This is a genomic window from Nonomuraea angiospora, assembly GCF_014873145.1.
Taxonomy (GTDB): domain Bacteria; phylum Actinomycetota; class Actinomycetes; order Streptosporangiales; family Streptosporangiaceae; genus Nonomuraea; species Nonomuraea angiospora.
The window spans coordinates 12,733,851-12,750,421 of the sequence record NZ_JADBEK010000001.1 but is presented as its reverse complement, the minus strand read 5'-3'; the positions used below and the strand labels follow the sequence as shown (position 1 = coordinate 12,750,421).

17 protein-coding genes are annotated in these 16,571 nt (G+C 72.4%); 6 read left to right on the top strand and 11 right to left on the bottom strand.

What is annotated here, in order from left to right:
• From H4W80_RS58445 to H4W80_RS58435, 3 genes are all read right to left on the bottom strand, one after another.
• Entirely contained in the window at positions 1–912 is a 912-nt protein-coding gene (locus H4W80_RS58445; protein ID WP_192792903.1) for an ABC transporter permease, read from the bottom strand.
• Positions 902–3,238: a glycoside hydrolase family 2 protein gene (locus tag H4W80_RS58440; RefSeq protein ID WP_192792902.1), complete on the bottom strand. Its 2,337-nt coding sequence runs from the start codon at positions 3,236–3,238 to the stop codon at positions 902–904. The genes H4W80_RS58445 and H4W80_RS58440 overlap by 11 nt, the downstream gene beginning before the upstream one ends.
• A 123-nt stretch (positions 3,239–3,361) precedes the next feature.
• On the bottom strand, positions 3,362–4,357 hold the full coding sequence (locus H4W80_RS58435; RefSeq protein WP_192792901.1) for a LacI family DNA-binding transcriptional regulator: 996 nt from the start codon (positions 4,355–4,357) through the stop codon (positions 3,362–3,364).
• A 78-nt stretch (positions 4,358–4,435) separates the two neighbouring features.
• Between H4W80_RS58435 and H4W80_RS58430 the strand changes: the two genes are divergently transcribed.
• Entirely contained in the window at positions 4,436–4,678 is a 243-nt protein-coding gene (locus H4W80_RS58430; protein WP_192792900.1) for a hypothetical protein, read from the top strand.
• 8 nt (positions 4,679–4,686) lie between these two features.
• On the opposite strand, the gene H4W80_RS58425 is transcribed toward H4W80_RS58430, so the two are convergent.
• From H4W80_RS58425 to H4W80_RS58415, 3 genes are all read right to left on the bottom strand, one after another.
• Positions 4,687–5,205 (bottom strand): nitroreductase family deazaflavin-dependent oxidoreductase, encoded by a 519-nt coding sequence (locus tag H4W80_RS58425; RefSeq protein WP_318787571.1) that lies wholly within the window; start codon positions 5,203–5,205, stop codon positions 4,687–4,689.
• Positions 5,206–5,271: 66 nt separating this feature from the next.
• On the bottom strand, positions 5,272–5,811 hold the full coding sequence (locus tag H4W80_RS58420; protein ID WP_192792899.1) for a GNAT family N-acetyltransferase: 540 nt from the start codon (positions 5,809–5,811) through the stop codon (positions 5,272–5,274).
• Positions 5,811–6,383 carry a CGNR zinc finger domain-containing protein gene (locus tag H4W80_RS58415; protein ID WP_192792898.1) on the bottom strand — a complete coding sequence of 191 codons (573 nt, stop codon included), beginning with the start codon at positions 6,381–6,383 and terminating at the stop codon, positions 5,811–5,813. Before H4W80_RS58415 ends, H4W80_RS58420 begins: the two co-directional genes overlap by 1 nt.
• Positions 6,384–6,470: 87 nt before the next feature.
• Between H4W80_RS58415 and H4W80_RS58410 the strand changes: the two genes are divergently transcribed.
• Positions 6,471–7,070 carry a TetR/AcrR family transcriptional regulator gene (locus tag H4W80_RS58410; RefSeq protein ID WP_192792897.1) on the top strand — a complete coding sequence of 200 codons (600 nt, stop codon included), beginning with the start codon at positions 6,471–6,473 and terminating at the stop codon, positions 7,068–7,070.
• A 55-nt stretch (positions 7,071–7,125) separates the two neighbouring features.
• Here the strand turns inward: H4W80_RS58410 and H4W80_RS58405 are convergent, their stop codons facing one another.
• Both H4W80_RS58405 and H4W80_RS58400 read right to left on the bottom strand, forming a co-directional pair.
• Entirely contained in the window at positions 7,126–8,352 is a 1,227-nt protein-coding gene (locus H4W80_RS58405) for a ZIP family metal transporter (protein ID WP_192792896.1), read from the bottom strand.
• 34 nt (positions 8,353–8,386) lie between these two features.
• Positions 8,387–9,106, bottom strand: a complete 720-nt coding sequence (locus H4W80_RS58400; RefSeq protein ID WP_192792895.1) for a DivIVA domain-containing protein — start codon at positions 9,104–9,106, stop codon at positions 8,387–8,389.
• 227 nt (positions 9,107–9,333) lie between these two features.
• Here H4W80_RS58400 and H4W80_RS58395 point away from each other — a divergent pair, with 227 nt between their 5' ends.
• Genes H4W80_RS58395 through H4W80_RS58385 form a run of 3 tightly spaced genes read left to right on the top strand, consistent with a single transcriptional unit; the run spans position 9,334 to position 11,483 of the window.
• Positions 9,334–9,966, top strand: coding sequence for a dihydrofolate reductase family protein (locus tag H4W80_RS58395; RefSeq protein WP_225964283.1), 633 nt, complete (start codon positions 9,334–9,336; stop codon positions 9,964–9,966).
• 11 nt (positions 9,967–9,977) lie between these two features.
• On the top strand, positions 9,978–10,316 hold the full coding sequence (locus H4W80_RS58390) for a YciI family protein (protein WP_192792893.1): 339 nt from the start codon (positions 9,978–9,980) through the stop codon (positions 10,314–10,316).
• Positions 10,317–10,319: 3 nt separating this feature from the next.
• Positions 10,320–11,483, top strand: coding sequence for an RNA polymerase sigma factor (locus H4W80_RS58385; RefSeq protein WP_192792892.1), 1,164 nt, complete (start codon positions 10,320–10,322; stop codon positions 11,481–11,483).
• Positions 11,484–11,558: 75 nt separating this feature from the next.
• Here the strand turns inward: H4W80_RS58385 and H4W80_RS58380 are convergent, their stop codons facing one another.
• The gene (locus tag H4W80_RS58380; RefSeq protein ID WP_192792891.1) at positions 11,559–12,206 is read right to left on the bottom strand and encodes a nucleoside/nucleotide kinase family protein; all 648 of its coding nucleotides are present in this window, start codon (positions 12,204–12,206) and stop codon (positions 11,559–11,561) included.
• A gap of 199 nt (positions 12,207–12,405) precedes the next feature.
• Here H4W80_RS58380 and H4W80_RS58375 point away from each other — a divergent pair, with 199 nt between their 5' ends.
• On the top strand, positions 12,406–12,894 hold the full coding sequence (locus tag H4W80_RS58375; RefSeq protein ID WP_192792890.1) for a DUF4396 domain-containing protein: 489 nt from the start codon (positions 12,406–12,408) through the stop codon (positions 12,892–12,894).
• A gap of 4 nt (positions 12,895–12,898) precedes the next feature.
• Here the strand turns inward: H4W80_RS58375 and H4W80_RS58370 are convergent, their stop codons facing one another.
• Positions 12,899–14,680, bottom strand: coding sequence for an ABC transporter ATP-binding protein (locus tag H4W80_RS58370; RefSeq protein WP_225964282.1), 1,782 nt, complete (start codon positions 14,678–14,680; stop codon positions 12,899–12,901).
• A 124-nt stretch (positions 14,681–14,804) separates the two neighbouring features.
• Positions 14,805–16,514 (bottom strand): ABC transporter ATP-binding protein, encoded by a 1,710-nt coding sequence (locus H4W80_RS58365; RefSeq protein ID WP_318787570.1) that lies wholly within the window; start codon positions 16,512–16,514, stop codon positions 14,805–14,807.
• Between the last annotated feature and the right edge of the window lie 57 nt (positions 16,515–16,571).

The following is a 16,571-nucleotide window of genomic DNA, read 5'->3' as shown; positions in this document are numbered from 1 at the left end:
TTACCAGAGCCCCGATCCGGAGACGCGCTTGGCGACCCTGTTCACGACGATGAGCAGGACGAGGTTGACGGCGGAGTTGAACAGGCCGACCGCGGTGGCCTGGCTGAAGTCGGCGTTGAGCAGGCCGGTCTTGTAGGTGTAGGTGGCGATGATCTCCGACTTGCTCAGGTTCAGCGGGTTCTGCAGCAGGAACGCCTTCTCGAAGCCGACCGCCATGATGTTGCCGACGCCGAGGATCAGGATGATGGCCGCGGTCGGCATGATGCCCGGCAGGTCGACGTGGATGATCTTCTGCAGGCGGGAGGCGCCGTCCACCCGGGCGGCTTCGTACAGCCCGGGATCGACTCCGGACAGCGCGGCCATGTAGACGACGGCGGAGTAACCGGCGGTCTGCCAGATGTCGCTCCACACGTAGATGTGCCGGAAGTAGTCAGGATTGCCGAGGAAGTCGATCGAGGGGATGCCGAACAGCCCCAGCGCGTCATTGGCGAGCCCGACACTGGGCGACAGGATGAGGATCGTCATGGAGACGACCACGACCGTCGAGATGAAGTACGGCGCGTAGGTGACCAGCTGCACGGTCCGCTGGAAGAACCCGCGCCGGACCTCGTTGAGCGCCAGCGCCAGGATGATCGGGATCGGGAAGCTGGCGAGGAGGAAGTAGGCCGACAGGATGAAGGTGTTGCTGACCAGCGTCCAGAAGACCGGGTTGTCGAAGAAGGCGCGGAAGTGCCGGAAGCCGACCCACTCGCTGCCCCAGATGCCGTCCAGGACGCTGTAGTCCTTGAAGGCGATGACCGCGTTGGCCATCGGGATGTACTTGAAGATCGCGAAATAGGCCACAGGCACCGCGACGAGCAGGTAGAGCTGCCAGTTCCGGCGAATGCGCCGCAGGCGCGGGCTAGTGGCCATACACCCTCACCTCGATCAGTTCCGCCGGCCCGGCGGGGAAGCGCACCCACACCTCGTGGGCGAGCAGGGCGTCCAGCTCCACGCGGGCCGCGCCGCCTCCGGTCAGACCGGCCGCCACCTGGGCGCCGTCGTCGGTTTCGATGGCGAACGGTACGTCGGCCCCCTCACCGAACCGGACTTCGATCCGCCGTAGCCGCCACGCGCCCTCCAGGTCGACGCGGACCCACCCGCCGCTCCAGCCGTGCTCGGTGCTGTAGTCGGTGACGTCATGAGCGGGTGATCCGCTGCTGAACACCGGCCGGTTGGCCGACAGCAGCCGCTCGCTGCCGGGCCGGTAGCGCAGGCTCGGCGGCCCAGAGGGCAGTTTGCGCGGCTGACCGGTCCACTCGGGGCCACCGGTCGCCAGGATCGTGAGGGTGGCGGGCTCCAGACCCTCGGCGCTCGCGCGCAGGACGTTGACCCCGGCATAGTGGGAGCGGAACTCGATCGCCCCGATCCCGTCCACGACGGGCAGCTCGATCGAGGTGCCGGTCGGGAAGAGGCCCCCACCTTCCAGGACCTCGATGGTCACCGTGCGTTCGCCGGAGATGACCGCGCCGCTTTTGTCGACGAGTTCGACCCGGAGGTGGGCGTCGTCGGTGCCGTCCGTGCCGATCGTCTCGGTGTCGGAGCTCAGCCGTAAGGCTCGCGCGGTGCCCTCGCTCGGCCAGACGGGGGGCTCGATGCCGCGCAGCTTGTTGCGATACCAGTAGTAGGAGCGCAGCGGCACGCGGAAGTAGTCGATGAAGCCCATCCGGCTCATGTCGGTGATGATGCTGCCGTGGTGGAAGGCGCACCACAGCGCGATCCCGGCCCGCCAGGGGTGCTCGATCTCGACGCCGTCGGTGTAGCGCGGGCCGTAGACGCCGGGCCGGTCCTCGATCGTGCTGCCGTACTCGGAGACCAGGCTGGGCCAGGGCGGCTGGTGGAAGAGTGCGGCGCCGTCGCCGTTGTAGCCGGCCAGGTCGCCGAGCTCGTCGAAGCCGCCCCGCTGCGCGCCGCCGACCGCGGCGGGCCTGGTCGGGTCGAGCTGGTGGGCCAGGTCCACCAGGCGAGTGATGAGCTTCTTGGCCTCGGGCATCACCTGCGCGTCTGTGAAGAAGGGCTCGTTGCTGACGCTCCACACGATGATGCTGGGGTGGTTGCGGTTGACGCGGATCATCTCGGTGAGCGCGCGCAGGCAGCTCTCCTCGAACTCGGCGCGGTCCTCCTCGTGCGGCGGGTAGGCGCTGGCGTTCCAGTAGCCCTCCGCGTCGTGGCCGCCCACGCCCCAGAAGTGCAGCTCCGACCAGAACAGCAGGCCCTGCCGGTCGCATTCGGCGGCGAACTGCTCGTGGTGCGGGTAGTGGGAGCCGCGGATGAAGTTCATGCCGCACTCCTTGATCATCGCGACGTCGCGGCGGATGCCGGCGTGGCTGACCGCGTCGCTCCAGCCGGCGTGGTCCTGGTGGACGTTGGCGCCGTTGATGAGGTAGTGCTCGCCGTTGAGGAAGAAGCCGCCGTCGGTGGTGAACTCGACGGTCCTGAACCCGAAGGTCGTGCTCGCCTGCTCGCCGTTGCTCAGCCGCTGCTCGAGCTGGTAGAGGACCGGGGTGGCAGGGTGCCACTGCCGGACTTCGTCGAGCAGCAGCTGCGTCCGGTGGGTAGTGGCCTCGCCCGCTTCCAGGCTGATGTGAGCGCTAACAGTCGCTAGCTCGACGTCGTCCAGGCTCACCACGGCGTCGAGCTGCCCCTCGAAGGGGGTGTCCCCGTCGTTGACGAGTTCGGTGGCGATCTCGACGCGGTTGCCGTCGGTGGTGACCGCCGTGCCGTACCAGGCGAAGCGGACCTTCTCACTGACGATCAGCGACACGTCGCGGTAGATCCCGCCGTTGAAGACGTGCTCTCCCGCCCGCGGCGCCAGGCGCGGGTTCCACTCGTTGCCCACCCGTACGGTGAGCTGGTTGATCCCGGGCCGGACCGCCTCGGAGACGTCCATCTCGAAAGCGGTGTAGCCGCCCAGGTGCCGGCCGACGTGGTGGCCGTTGACGTAGACCTCGGCGTCCTGGAACACGCCCTGGAACTCCAGGGCGACGCGCTTGTCCGGGTGCTCGACGACGAAGTCCCGCCGGTAGACGCCACGACCCACATAAAAGCCGGCTTCCATGAAGTACGGCTGGCCGAAGGAGTGCGGCAGGCCGACGTCGTACCAGTCGCTGTCGTCATAGCCGGGCTCGGTGGCGCCGGACGGGTCTCCGTAGGTGAACTTCCATGACCGGTTGATCAGGCTCTTGCAGGTGGAAGGCACGATGGCGCGCTCTCGGAGAGAAGGGATCGTGAACGTTCACGACACGGCCGTGAACGTTCACGACATCTGTTGGAAACGTCACGCTACGGAGCGGGACGGCTCCATGTCAATGGGGGAACTTCGTCAGGCGGATTCGCGCCAGATCAGACACGGGTTGACAACCCGTCGCATGGGCGGAAGCGGGGCGAAGTCGGCCGCGGCGAGCTCTTCGGCGATGTCCAGCGCGGCGTTCACCACGGCCTCACGCCCCATCGACAACGTCGTCAGGCGTGGGTGTACCGCCTCGCCCAGGCTCAGCCCGTCTATACCGCAGATCCTGACCCTCCCGGGCACCTCGATGCCCAGCGCGTGCGAGGCCTGCACGGCGCCGATGGCCATGAGGTCGTTGTAGACGAGCACGGCATCCACCTCCGGATGGGCGGCCACGAGCTCGGCGAAGGCCCTCCCGCCACCGGCCAGCGACTCCTCCCCTACCGTGATCATTCGTGCCGACTCGGCGCCCGCCAACTCCTCGAACCACTCCCGCCGGAACGAGGGATGGTAGGTCGGCGAGTCCCGCATGGTGAAGTCGGAATCGATCATCCCGAGGTGCCGTACGCCCCTGGCTCGCAGCGCCTCGATCGCATGCCGTACACCCTCACGCAGATCGATCTCCACCGAGTGCATGCCGGGCCGGTCCATCAGGCGATCCACCATGACCAGCGGAACTCCCCGGCAGACCTGCGCGAGGTCGTCGTCCGGCAGGAAGAAGTGGCCCATGAACAGGTCCACCTCTCCCGCCAGCATCTCCATGGCCGCCGACTCCTCCTCCGTCTCCGTCGAGGCCATCAGCACGTGCCAGCCCCGAGCCGCGGCTGCGTTGAGCAGGTCCCCGGCGATCTCGGTGTAATACGGGTTGCGGAACGACGCGACCAGATAGCCGATCGCGCGGGTCTTCTTCCTGGCGACGAGATTGCGGGCGAACCGGCTGGGCCGGTAGCCGAGGCGCTCGCACGCCTCCAGGACACGCTGTTTCGTCTGCTCGTTGATCTCTCCCATTCCGTTGATCGCGCGGGTCACGGTCTGCCGGGAAACCCCAGCAGCCTGGGCCACATCATTGATCGTCACACGCTTCGTCATCGCCGTCCTCAGGTCCGCTCTGAGGCTGATCGTAGTGACGAGCCGGTCTTACGGCTGAGGCGAAGTTCAGGAGCCGAAGTGGAACGCGGCGAGCCTGGCGTCCCCGCGCAGGCTGATCCGCAGGTCGTGAACGCCTTCCAGTGCCGCGTCCAGATCCGCGGCGACGGTCGTCCACGCGTGGCGCCCCGGGTGCCGGGCATCGCGATCTCGGCGAGCAGCCGATCGCCCGCCGCGAAGGCCACGCGCATGGAAGCCGGCGGAGCGGGCCGGCTCCGCGAGGGGGCCGAGCCGGGGGCCGGCGACGTGGCCGGCGGCCGGTGACCGGGCGGTCAGGGGCGCGGCGACAGGCGGAAGACGCGCAGCTCGCGGCCGGAGCGCTCGGTGTAGCCGTCGTACAGCGGCCAGAAGCCGGTCAGCGCCTGCCAAGCCCGCTCGCGGTCGGCTCCGGCGAGCAGGGTGGCCGTGACGGGGATGACCCGCCCGCGGAAGGTCACGGTGGCCTGCGGGGTCTTGAGCAGGTTGCCGCTCCAGGCCGGGTGGTGCTCCCTGCCGAAGTTGCTGCCGACCACCAGGAACGTGCCGCCGTCCTCGGGCAGGCAGGCCAGCGGGCTCTGGCGCTGCTGCCCGGACTTGCTGCCGGTGGTGGTGAGCAGCAGGTGGGGGATCATCTGGTCCCCCATGAGCACGCGGCCGCCGGTCACCCGGTTGACGAAACGATCAAGAGGCGGAACGATCTTGGGGGCGACCCGCGCGAAGCCCCTCGTGCCCGCGAGCCACTGGAAGAACGGGCGGAGCGCGGTGCTGACGCGTGCCATGAAACCGCCGCTGGACTGCTGCTGCTCAACCACGGTGCCCTCATGTCCTCGTTGCGCTGCTGACGGGGGCCAAGGATACTTCCCAACCAAGCGATTGGTCTACTCGGTCGGCCGGTCGATCCGGTAGACGTAGTGGGCGCGCCCGTGGATCGGGTTGTCGGGTTCGAGCTCGCCCTCGGCCACCCGGCGCATCCCGGCCTTCTCCAGCGCCCGCCACGACGCCCGGTTGGCCGCCGAGACGGGCACCAGCACGCAGGACGAGCCGGGGACCTCCACCCAGGTCCGCTCGATCACCGAGCGGATCATCTCCGGGCCCAGACCCCGGCCGACCTGGCCGGGATCGCCGATCAGGTAGTCGATGCTCACCGCGCCGTCGGGCACGGGAGTGAGCGCCGACAGTTCGTCCAGGTAGGCGGGATAGTCCGCGTACCGCGACCGCTGAACCAGGCCGAGCGGCCGGCCGTCGAGGAACACGAGCAGGTCCTCCGACGGCTCCTCCCCGCGGGCGGCGGGGCCGAAGTCTCGGGTCACCGCCTCCATCGAGGTCTCGTGGTTCCACCACAGCGCCACGTGCGGCTGCTCCAGCCAGGTGCGCAGCAGGGGGAAGTCCTCCTGGCCGAGCCGACGCCATGTGATCATCAGAACGCTCCGGGGGTGTGCTGCCGGCGGTAGTAGCGGGCCTGGCGGTCGCGGTGACCGCACGAGGGGTGGCACCAGCGCCGGCGGGAGTGGGTCTGGACGAAGAACAGGGAGCAGCCGGGGCCCTGACAGCGGCGTACCCGATCCGCCTGGGGGCCGGTCAGCAGCTCGACGCAGCAGGTGGCGATGCTCCCGAGCACGGCGGCCGGGCCGGGGACGGTGTCGGCCCGGCGCGAGGCCGGCGCGCCGCCGCTCCAGTCGAGCCGCAGGTACGTCGGCGCCGCCGCCGTGAAGTCGTTGACCCGCCGGACCAGCGCCGCGTCGGGGACGCGGCCCTCGACGGCGGCCGACAGCAGGGCGTGCACACAGTCGCGCAGCCTCCGCACCCGGGCCACGTGCGGACCCATCGGGACCGCGACCCCATGGCGCCCGGAGACCTGGGCGAACCACTCGCCGACCCGCCGGGCGTCCGGCAGGAAGTCGATCCGCGACTCCCCCGCGCCGTAGAGCGTGTTGGCCAGCTCCACCGCGAGAGGCTCCGTCCCGAGGATCGGGAACTCGTCAGTCGTCACGATGCTGACGCTAACAGAGCACTGCAACCGTCAGCATCTCATTTATAGGGGTTCCAAGTCCCTGTACGGGGATATAGCTTGGCGGCCGTGGAGCCACGCACAGGCAGGACCGGGCGGCGGCCGGGGACCTCGACCACCCGGGAAGAGATCGTCGCGGCGGCGGCCATCGCCTTCAGCGCGGGCGGCTACGAGGCCACCAGCATGCGCCAGGTGGCCGCGGACGCCGGCGTGGACCCGGCGCTCGTGCGCCGGTTCTTCGGCGGCAAGGAGCAGCTGTTCAGCGCGGTCGTGACGTCGGTGTTCCAGCCCGAGCAGGCCGTGGCCATGCTGCTGGACGGGCCCCGCGGCAAGCTCGGGGAGCGGCTGGCCGGATACGTCCTCGGCCTGCTCGGCGCGGTGGACCGGCCGGGCCCGGTGCTGGGCCTGATGCGCTCGGCCGCCACGAACGCGCACGCGGCCGCCCTGATCAGGGAGTTCCTCGCCAACGACATGCTCGGCAAGGTCACCAGGAAGCTCGGCGTGGACCAGCCCGAGCTGCGCGCGGCACTCGCGGCCGGCCAGCTCGTGGGGCTGGCCATCACCCGCTACGCCGTACGGGTGGACGCGCTGGTCTCGTCCCCGCCCGACGAGCTCATCGCCTGGATGGCGCCGGCCCTGCAGCGCCACCTCACCGGCCGGGCCCCCTGACGGGCGCCCCTCCCGGAAGCCGCACCACAGCGCCGCCGTACATCACGCCAGTGGCTCATCCCAGCGGGGCCGACGGGACGGCGCCGAAGGCGAGGAGGAGGTACTGGCGCTGGCGCAGGGTGAGGTCCCCGATGCTGGCGCCGCTGACGATCCTGCCCCTGCGCAGCACGCGGGTGATCTCGTTGGCGCTGCGCCCGGGCAGGGCCCGCAGCACCGTTTCCACGTCGGCCCCGATGGTGGCCAGGTCGGTGCGCGACAGCAGGGCCTCCAGGCCGAGCCGCCCGGCCGCGACGGCGGCGCGCAGCTCGCCGGCCGTCATCGGTTCGGGTACGGTCGAGGGCTTGGGCCGGGGGGACGGCGGGCGCGACTGCGGGGTGGGCGGGCGCGGCTTCGGGGTGGAGGGCCTGCCCACCTGGCGGGCGGCGGCGACGGGCACGGCCGGGGCGGGCAGCTCGTCGACGAGCGTGGTCTGGGCGACGACCAGCAGGCCGCCCACGGCCAGCACGCCGGTCGCCACGACGACGACCTGGCGGCGCGGCAGCCGCCCGCTGGCGCGGGTCATCTGCAGCCCGACCATCGCGGTACGCAGCAGCACGCCGGTGAGCACGCCCAGCAGGATCGGCACGCTCTGCGGCGGGAGCGGCGCCACGCTGGCCAGCACGACGCCGGCCGCCGGGCTGAGGCAGGCCAGCGCCAGCCAGGGGGCCAGCGGCTTGCGGGCCAGGTCGAGCATGGCCGTCAGGGCCACCCCCTCACCGGCCGAGTGGATCATGAGCGCGGCCACGACGATGATCGAGGCGGCCAGCACCAGGGTGGCGCCCTCGATCATGCGGTGCAGGCTCAGCGCGACGGCGGTGCCCACTCCCCCGTACACGGCGGCGCTGACGGCCTGCTCGACCCGCCGGTGCATGCCGGGGGCGTGCCGGGCGCGCCGCCCCACGTCGTGCTGGTGCGCATGCCCGTGGCGGGTGAAGTGCGTGATGACGACGTACCCGAACAGCCCGGCAAGCACCACCAGCCACACGGGCACATGGGTCGCGACGGCCTCCCGCCAGGCGTCGGGCATCACGTCGGTCAGGGCGGTGATGAGCATGAGCGCCGAGGCGACGGCCAGCCAGACGCTGATCCTGTCGGCCTTGCGCTGCGCCAGATGGGCGCCGGCCAGCGTGGACAGGGCCACCAGGCCCACGGCGGCCCAGACCGTCCAGACCGGCATGGCGGCGCCCATGGCCGCGTCGTACGCCGGCGACTGCAGGTTCGGCCCCCCGAGCGGCAAGAACATGTGACGGCCTTTCTGGCTGGTGTGCGGTGATCGATCACTGAGCCGCGAGAGGGCCGACGCGCGTGCCGTGGCCGGGCGTCGCGACGTCCTCCAGGACCGTGCGCAACCGGCCGAGCTGGGTGTTCAGGCTGTCCCGCAGTTGCCGGCCGTGGTCGGCGAGGACGGCGTCGAACTGGCTGAACTGCTCCTCGATGGCCTCCTGATAGGCCAGGCGGGCGGTCCTGGTCAGCGCCTCGGCCGCGGCGGCGGCATCGAGCCGCACCCGCTCGGCGCCGGCCCGCGCCTCGGCCAGGAGCTCGTGCGCCTCCCGCCTGGCGGCCTCGACGGTCTCCTGCGCCTCCTGCCGCGCGGCCCCGACGGTCTCCTGCGCCTCCCGCGCGGCGGCCTCGACAGCCTCCCGCGACTCCTGTCTGGCGGCCTCGATGGTCTCCCGCGCGCTCTCCTCCGCGGCGGCCAGCATGTCGGCCGGGGCCGGGGTGGCGGCGGCGAGCCGCTCGCGCAGGTGGGCGTTGTCCTGCCAGAGCAGGCTGATCGTGGTCTCCACGGTGGACAGGAACGCGTCCACCTCGGCCAGGTCGTAGCCGGCCCGCAACCGGACCACGGTGAAGACCTGGTGGTGCACGGCGGTGGGGGTCAGCAGCGTGAGCTGGCCGGGGCCGGCGGCCTGGGCCGGCACGGTGACGAAGCCGTCGCCGACGGCGTGGCCGTGCGGGATCGGGAGGCCGTAGACGTGGTCTTCGTGCTCGATGTGCATGACGGAGTTTCACCGAACCTTTCACCGTCAGCGCTGGAGCGGCCAGGCGCGCCCGCACCGGCCCCGGGGCATGGAGGGGTGCCCCGGATCGGGGGGAACCGGTGCGAAACCTTGACCGTCCAACCAGGCATCTTATACGCACAGTAGTTGACACGTTACCGTCTGCTTAAACATGGGGGCAGCCGCTCCCGGGTAAAGGCCGCTCCGGTGTGACGAGGGTCACATCGATGCCCTGTCCCCCGGTGCCCGCCCCGTCCGTCCTCCTGCCGAGCAACCGGCTACGAGGAAGGTTCAAGGTCATGGGCAAGCTGATCGTCATCGAGTTCGTCTCCCTCGACATGGTCGTCGAGGACCCCGACGGGGCGGACGGGACGCCGTGGGGAGGCTGGGCCTTCCGGTACGGGCCCGAGTCGGTGGCCGGCGACAAGTTCGCGCTCGGCGAGCTGCTGGACACCGGCGCCATGCTGCTGGGCCGCGCCACCTGGCAGCGCTTCTCCCGCATCTGGCCCGGCAGGGACGACGAGTTCTCGCGGAAGATGAACGCCATCCCCAAGCTCGTCGCCTCGCGATCGCCGGCCGATGTCGAGGCGTGGAGCAACTCCTCCCTCCTGCGCGGCGACCTGATCGAGGAGGTGGCCGGGCTCAGGCGGGAACGGGATATCGTGGTCGCCGGCAGCGGCAGCGTCGTCGCCGCGCTGCGGGCGCACGACCTGGTCGACCAGTATCGGCTGCTGGTGTTCCCGACCGTGCTGGGCCGGGGCCGCCGACTGTTCGACCAGCCCATCGGCCTGGCTCTCGAGTCAGCCGAACGCGTGGGTCAGGCCGTCCGCCTCGTCTACGGCCGCGACACGGCGGCGTGAAGGAGACCACCGTGAGATACGCACTGCTGATCAACGAGCGGCCCGGAGCGTACGACGGGCTGACCGCCGACGAGCGCGCCGCCATCACCGCCGAGTACGTCGCGCTGATGAAGGACGAGCGCATGATCGGGGGCGAGCGGCTCCAGCCGGCCGAGACCGCGACCACCGTCCGGATCCAGGGCGGCCGGACGCTGATGACCGACGGGCCGTTCGCCGACACCAAGGAGATCTTCGGCGGGTTCTACATCGTCGAGGCGGAGGACCTCGACGACGCGCTGGAGCTGGCCGCCCGCGTCCCCGCCGCCCGCCTCGGCGGGTCGGTGGAGGTGCGGCCGCTGGTGGAGCGGTAGCCGGTGCTCGAGGAGATCTTCCGCGACCAGTGGGCCCGCGTGTTCGCCGCCCTGGTGAGCTACACCGGCGACGTCGACGTGGCGGAGGAGGCCGCGCAGGAGGCGTTCGCCGTCGCGGCCGAGCGCTGGGCCCGCGACGGGGTCCCGGACAATCCGGGGGCCTGGCTCGTGGTGACCGGGCGGCACCGGGCGATCGACCGCCTCCGCCGGGACCGTACGCATGCGGACAAGCTCCGCCTGCTGGACCGGCCGGAGCCGGGCGAGGAGGTGACGATGGACGAGTCGGCGCTCCCCGACGAACGGCTCGAACTGTTCTTCCTGTGCTGCCATCCGGCGCTGGCGGACGAGGCCCAGGTCGCGCTCACCCTGCGGGCCCTGGGCGGCCTGTCCACCCCGGAGATCGCCCGCGCGTTCCTGGTGAGCGAGGAGACGATGAAGCGGCGGCTCACCCGGGCGCGCGACAAGATCCGGGCCGCCGGCATCCCGTTCGGGATCCCCCGGGAGCACCTGCTGCCGGCCCGCCTGGAGGCGGTGCTCTCCGTGCTCTACCTCATCTTCAACCAGGGGTACGGCGACGGCCGCGCCGACCTGGCGGCCGAGGCCGTCCGGTTGACCCGGATCCTGGTCGAGCTGGCGCCCGGCGAGCCCGAGGCCGCCGGGCTGCTGGCGCTGATGCTGCTGCACGACTCGCGGCGCGCCGCCCGGGTCCGCGACGGCGAGATCGTCCTGCTGCACGAGCAGGACCGCGACCTGTGGGATACCGGCCGGATCGAGGAGGGTCAGGCGCTGCTCGACCGCGCCCTCGCGCGCGGTGCCCGCGGCGCCTACGTGGTGCAGGCGGCCATCGCGGCGCTGCAGACCGAGGAGCCGATCGACTGGCCGGCCGTCGCCGCGCTCTATGACCGGCTGCGGGAGCTGACGGGCTCGGCCGTGGTCGAGCTCAACCGCGCGGTGGCGGTCGCCGAGGTCGAGGGTCCGCGGGCGGCGCTGGCGATCGTGGACGGGCTCGGCCTCGACGGCTACCGGTACTTCCACTCCACCCGGGCCGAGCTGCTGCGACGCCTGGACGACACCGCGGGGGCGCGGGCCGCGTACCGCAGGGCCCTCGAGCTGGCCACGACGGAGGCCGAGCGCCGCTTCCTCACCCGCCGCCTCGGCGAGCTCTGAGGGGGGTGGAGGGGGCGGCGGGGGTCGGCGCACCGCGGACAGCGCCCGGCCGGGCGCTCCGGGGCTGCGGGCGGGTCAGGGGCGGGGGGACGGGGAGAGGGTGTCGGGGTTGATCAGGAGGTCGGCGCGGTCGCGGGTGGTGCGGATGGCGGCGGCGTTGGGCTCGTCGACCTCGGCCACCCAGCGGGCGGCCTGGGAGGGGGTCTTGCCGAACTGGACGTGCCGCCTGGTGAGGCGGTCCAGGCGGAGGCGGTCGTCGATCTCGGCGTACCAGACCTCGGTCATGGCCCCCCGCACCCGCCGCCACGCGCCGTCGTCGGCGAGGAGGTAGTTGCCCTCGCTGACCACGACCCGCGCGGCCGGCGGCACCGGGATGGCGCCGGCGATCGGCTGTTCGATCTCGCGGTCGAAGGACGGGGCGTAGACGACGGTGCCGGTCTCGGCGCGCAGGCGGTGGAGCAGCGCCAGGTAGCCGTGGGCGTCGAAGGTGTCCATGGCGCCCTTGCGGCGCAGCCGCCCGAGGCGTTCGAGCTCGACGTCGGCCAGGTGGAAGCCGTCCATCGGCACCCATACCGCCGGCAGCCCGGCGGAGGTGAGGTGCTCGGCCAGCCAGCCGGCCAGCGTGGACTTGCCCGCGCCCGGGCAGCCCGCGATGCCCACCACGACGCGCTCGCCGGACGCGGCCAGCCCGCGTACGCGCTCGATCAGCTGCGCGCCGGTCACCGGACGCCTCCGGCGAGCGGGGCTGCCAGGAGGCGGTGGGCGCCGGGCGGCTGGGTAGGGCTCAAGGTTCTCCTCGGCTACGGATCAAGCGGGACATGTCGGCGATGAGCTGCAAGCTTATCCACGCCGGCACCCGCCCCCAGCGGTCGATATACCCCATACCCCTACAATGTTTCTCCCCTCTACTAAGGAGCATCGTATGGACCACGGCGAGCACCACCATGCCCACCATGAGGCCCCGCCCGCGGCCACGTGGGGAATGGCCGCGCAGGCGACCCTGCACTGCCTGACCGGTTGCGCCATCGGCGAGGTGCTGGGCATGGTCATCGGCACCGCCGCCGGCCTGTCCAACCTGGCCACCGTGGTGTTGTCCGTGGCGCTGGCCTTCGTGTTCGGCTACGCGCTGACCATGCGGGGCGTGCTGCGGGCCGGTGTCGACTTCCGTACCGCGCTGAGGGTGGCGCTGGCCGCCGACACCATCTCCATCGCGATGATGGAGATCCTGGACAACGGAGTGATGCTGATCGTGCCCGGCGCCATGGACGCGGGCCTGTCGAACTGGCTGTTCTGGACGGCGCTGGCCGGTTCTTTGCTGGTGGCCTTCGTGCTGACGACGCCGGTGAACAAGTGGCTCATCTCACGGGGCAAGGGCCACGCGGTGACGCACCAGTACCACCAGGGGCACTGAGCGTTCACTCGCCGTGCCACGAGCGCCAGAGCTCGGCGTACGTGCCGCCGGCCGCGACCAGGTCGTGGTGCGTGCCGAGCTCGGTGAGGCGGCCGTCCTGCATGACCGCCACCCGGTCGGCGTCGTGGGCCGTCTGGAGGCGGTGGGCGATGGCGATGACGGTACGACCGTCGAGCACGGCGGCCAGGGCGCGCTCGGTGTGGCGGGCGGTCCTCGGATCCAGGAGCGCGGTGGCCTCGTCGAGGATCAGCGTGTGGGGATCGGCCAGCACGACGCGGGCCAGGGCCAGCTGCTGGGCCTGCGCGCCGTCGGGCCGGTGGCCCCCGGGGCCCAGATCGGTGCCGAGGCCGTCCGGGAGGTCGTCGATCCAGTCGGCGCCGACGGTGGCGAGGGCCGCGCGCAGCTCGGCGTCGGTGGCGGAAGGGGCGGCGATGCGCAGGTTGTCGCGTACGGTGCCGAGGAACACGTGGTGTTCCTGGGTGACCAGGACGACGCGTTCGCGCAGGCGGACGGGGTCCAGGGCGGCGACCGGGACGCCGCCCACGGTGACGGTGCCCGTGCGCGGGGCGTCCACGCCCGCCAGCAGCCTGCCCAGCGTGGTCTTGCCCGCGCCCGAGGGCCCGACGATCGCCAGGCACTCGCCGGGACGCACGGTCAGGTCCACCCCGCGCAGGACGTCGGGGCCGCCGTCGTAGGCGTAACGCACGCCGGCGGCCACGAGCCGGTCGCCGTCCGGTACGGGCTCCGGCCCGGCGGCCGGGGCCGGGCGCGGGACCAGGGCCAGCCCCTCGACCCTGGCGAACGAGGCGCCGCTGCTCTGCATGCCCTCCAGGTGCAGGAGGATCGTGTCCAGGGGCTGGCCGAGCTGGCGCAGGTAGAGGGCGGCGGCGACGACCGTTCCGAGGGTCATGGAGCCGTTCGCCGTGAAGCCGCCGACCAGCAGCACGCCGGCGACCGGGATCGCGTACGAGACGTCCACGACGGGGAAGAGGACGCTGCGCAGGAACAGGGTCCGGACGCGGGTCCGGCGGCACTCGCCGATCGCCGCCTGGCAGGCCGCGATGCGGCGGTGTTCGAGGCGGAGCGCCGCGACGGTGCGGGCGCCGGCGGTGGTGGCGGCGAGCTGCTCGGCGAGCGCGGAGTTGGCCGCGCCCTCGGCCAGGTACGCCGGGACCGCGCGGCGCAGATACCAGCGGGCGGCCAACCAGATGCCCAGCAGGCCGAGCACCCCGCAGGCGCCCAGGAGCGGATCGAGCACGAACACCGCGGCCAGGATGAACGCCGCCTGGACCGCGGCGATGAGGACGTCGGGACCGGCGTCGCGCAGCGTGGCGCCGAGCGCGGCCACGTCGGTCGTCCCCCGGGTGGTCAGGTCGCCCGTGCCGGCCCGCTCGACCACCGAGACGGGCAGGTCGAGGGCGCGCTCGGTGAACCGCTCACGGATGCGGGCCAGCGTGCGCTCGCCGAAGCGGTGGCCGACGAGGCCCGCGTAGCGGGACAGGACGAGCTGGAGCAGGGCGGCGGCCAGGATGGCCGGGGCCAGCCGGTCCACGGCGGCGGCCCCTGCGCCGGACTTGACCGCGTCGATGATCCGGCCGAGCAGCCACGGCCCGGCGAGTCCCGCGACGGCGGCCAGGGCGTTGAGGGCGATCATGCCCGCGAAGGCGCGGCCGTCCAGGCGGATCAGGCGCGACGCCGCCCGCCGCACCCGGGCCGGCTCGGCGACGGGCAGGACCCCGGGCATCGCGGCCCCGTCGGGCGAGGTGGCGGGAACGGATCGGGTCATCGGACGGCCCCCTCGGGCGAGGAGCCGGGCGGGGATCCAGTTGTCGCGGCCCTCTCGGGCGAGGTGGCGGGTGGGGATCCAGTTGTCGCGGCCCTCTCGGGCGAGGTGGCGGGTGGGGATCCGGTCATCGGGCGGCCCGCTCGGGCGGTGTGCTGGGCTCGTCGTCGCGTGACACCAGCAGGCGGTAGCCGGGGTGCTCGCGCAGCAGGTCGCGATGGTCGCCGGCCGCCGCTACCGAGCCGTCCACGAGGTAGTACACCGTGTCCGCCCGGTCCAGCAGCAGAGGCGAGGTCGTCGTGACCACCGTGGCGCGGCCCCTTCGCGCCTCGCGCAGGCGGGCGGCGATGGTCGCCTCGGTGTGGGCGTCCACGGCGGAGGTGGGCTCGGCCGCCAGCAGGATCTCGGGGTCGGCCAGCAGGGCCCGGGCCAGGCGGACGCGCTGGCGCTGCCCGCCGGACAGGTTGCGGGCCTGGGGGTCGACGGCGGAGTCCAGCCCGTCGGGCAGCCCCCGGACGACGTCCTCGGCCATGGCCGCGTGGACCGCCCGGCCCATGGCCTCGTCGCCGGGGTCGTGCCTGCCGGCGACGACGTCCCGCAGCGTGCCGGCGAACAGGTCCGCCTCGTTGTCGGCCAGCAGGATCCGCTCGCGGACCCGTACCGGGTCGATGGTGTCGAGCCGGATCCCGCCCCAGGTCACGGCGGACGCGGTGAACCCGCCCAGCCGGTCGAGCACCGCGGCCGAGTCGCCCGGGCGGGCGCTGACCAGCGCGGTCAGCCTGCCCGGGGCGATCTCGACGCCCGAGGCCGGGTCGCGCAGCGCCGCGGGCGGCGCGGGCGGGTCGGCGTCGCCGCCGGTGGCGTCCGGTTCGAGGGTGAGGAAGTGGATGACCCGGCGGGCGGCCACGAGACCTCGGCTGAGGCCGTAGCCGCACTCGATCAGGGACGTGACCGGCACCACCAGGACGCCGGCGTAGCCGTACACCGCGACCAGCTCGCCGGTGGTGATGTCGCCCTGCGCGGCCATCCGGGCCGCCACCCACGTCACGGCGCCGAGGAACACCGTGGGCAGGCCGACCCCCAGCGCGTGGATCCAGCTCGTGACCGCGCCCACCTGGTAGCCCTTCTCCCGCAGCTCCTGGGACCCGCGCCGGTAACGCTCGGCGTACACGTCCTTGCCGCCGATGCCGTTCAGGACCCGCAGCCCTCCCGCGATGTCCCCGAACCGGGCGGCGAGCTCGCCCTGCCGCAGCCGGTATGCCGTCTCGGCGCCGCGCAGCCGTCCCAGCAGCGGCCCGACCAGCACGACCAGCAACGGCACACCCACCAGCACCACCGCGGCCAGCAGCGGCGAGACGGCCAGCAGCAGCCCGGCCACGACGACGTAGGCGAGCACCGCGCCGACGCCGGGGCCGGTGATGGTCAGCGCGTGGGCGATCACGGCGGCGTCGCCGAACCCGATCGTCACCACCTCCCCGGCCGTGACCTTGCGCGGGAGCGCCGCGCCCAGCCGCGTCGCGTGCAGCACCACCACCTGTACGGTGCGGAACGCGGCGTCCATCCGGACCCTGGTCATCGTGCGGTGGCGCATGATGGCCAGCCAGGCGTTCAGCGCCCCGACGCCGAGCACGGCGGCGGTCCAGCCGGCCAGCGCGGGCCTGTCCCCCGGGGCCAGGCCGTCGTCGATGGCGCGGGCCAGGAAGTACGGCGGCAGCGTCAGGCAGACCGTCCAGGCGGAGCCCAGCAACGCGCCGGCGGCGATGCGGCCGGGCTGGCTCCTGACCAGCCACCACAGGTATCTTGCGGCGCTTCGGCGGTCAGGAGTCCCGGGGTCCACGATTCTTCACCCTATTTGACCGATCGCCGGAAGGATGATGGGGTTCGCTGTCAGCGT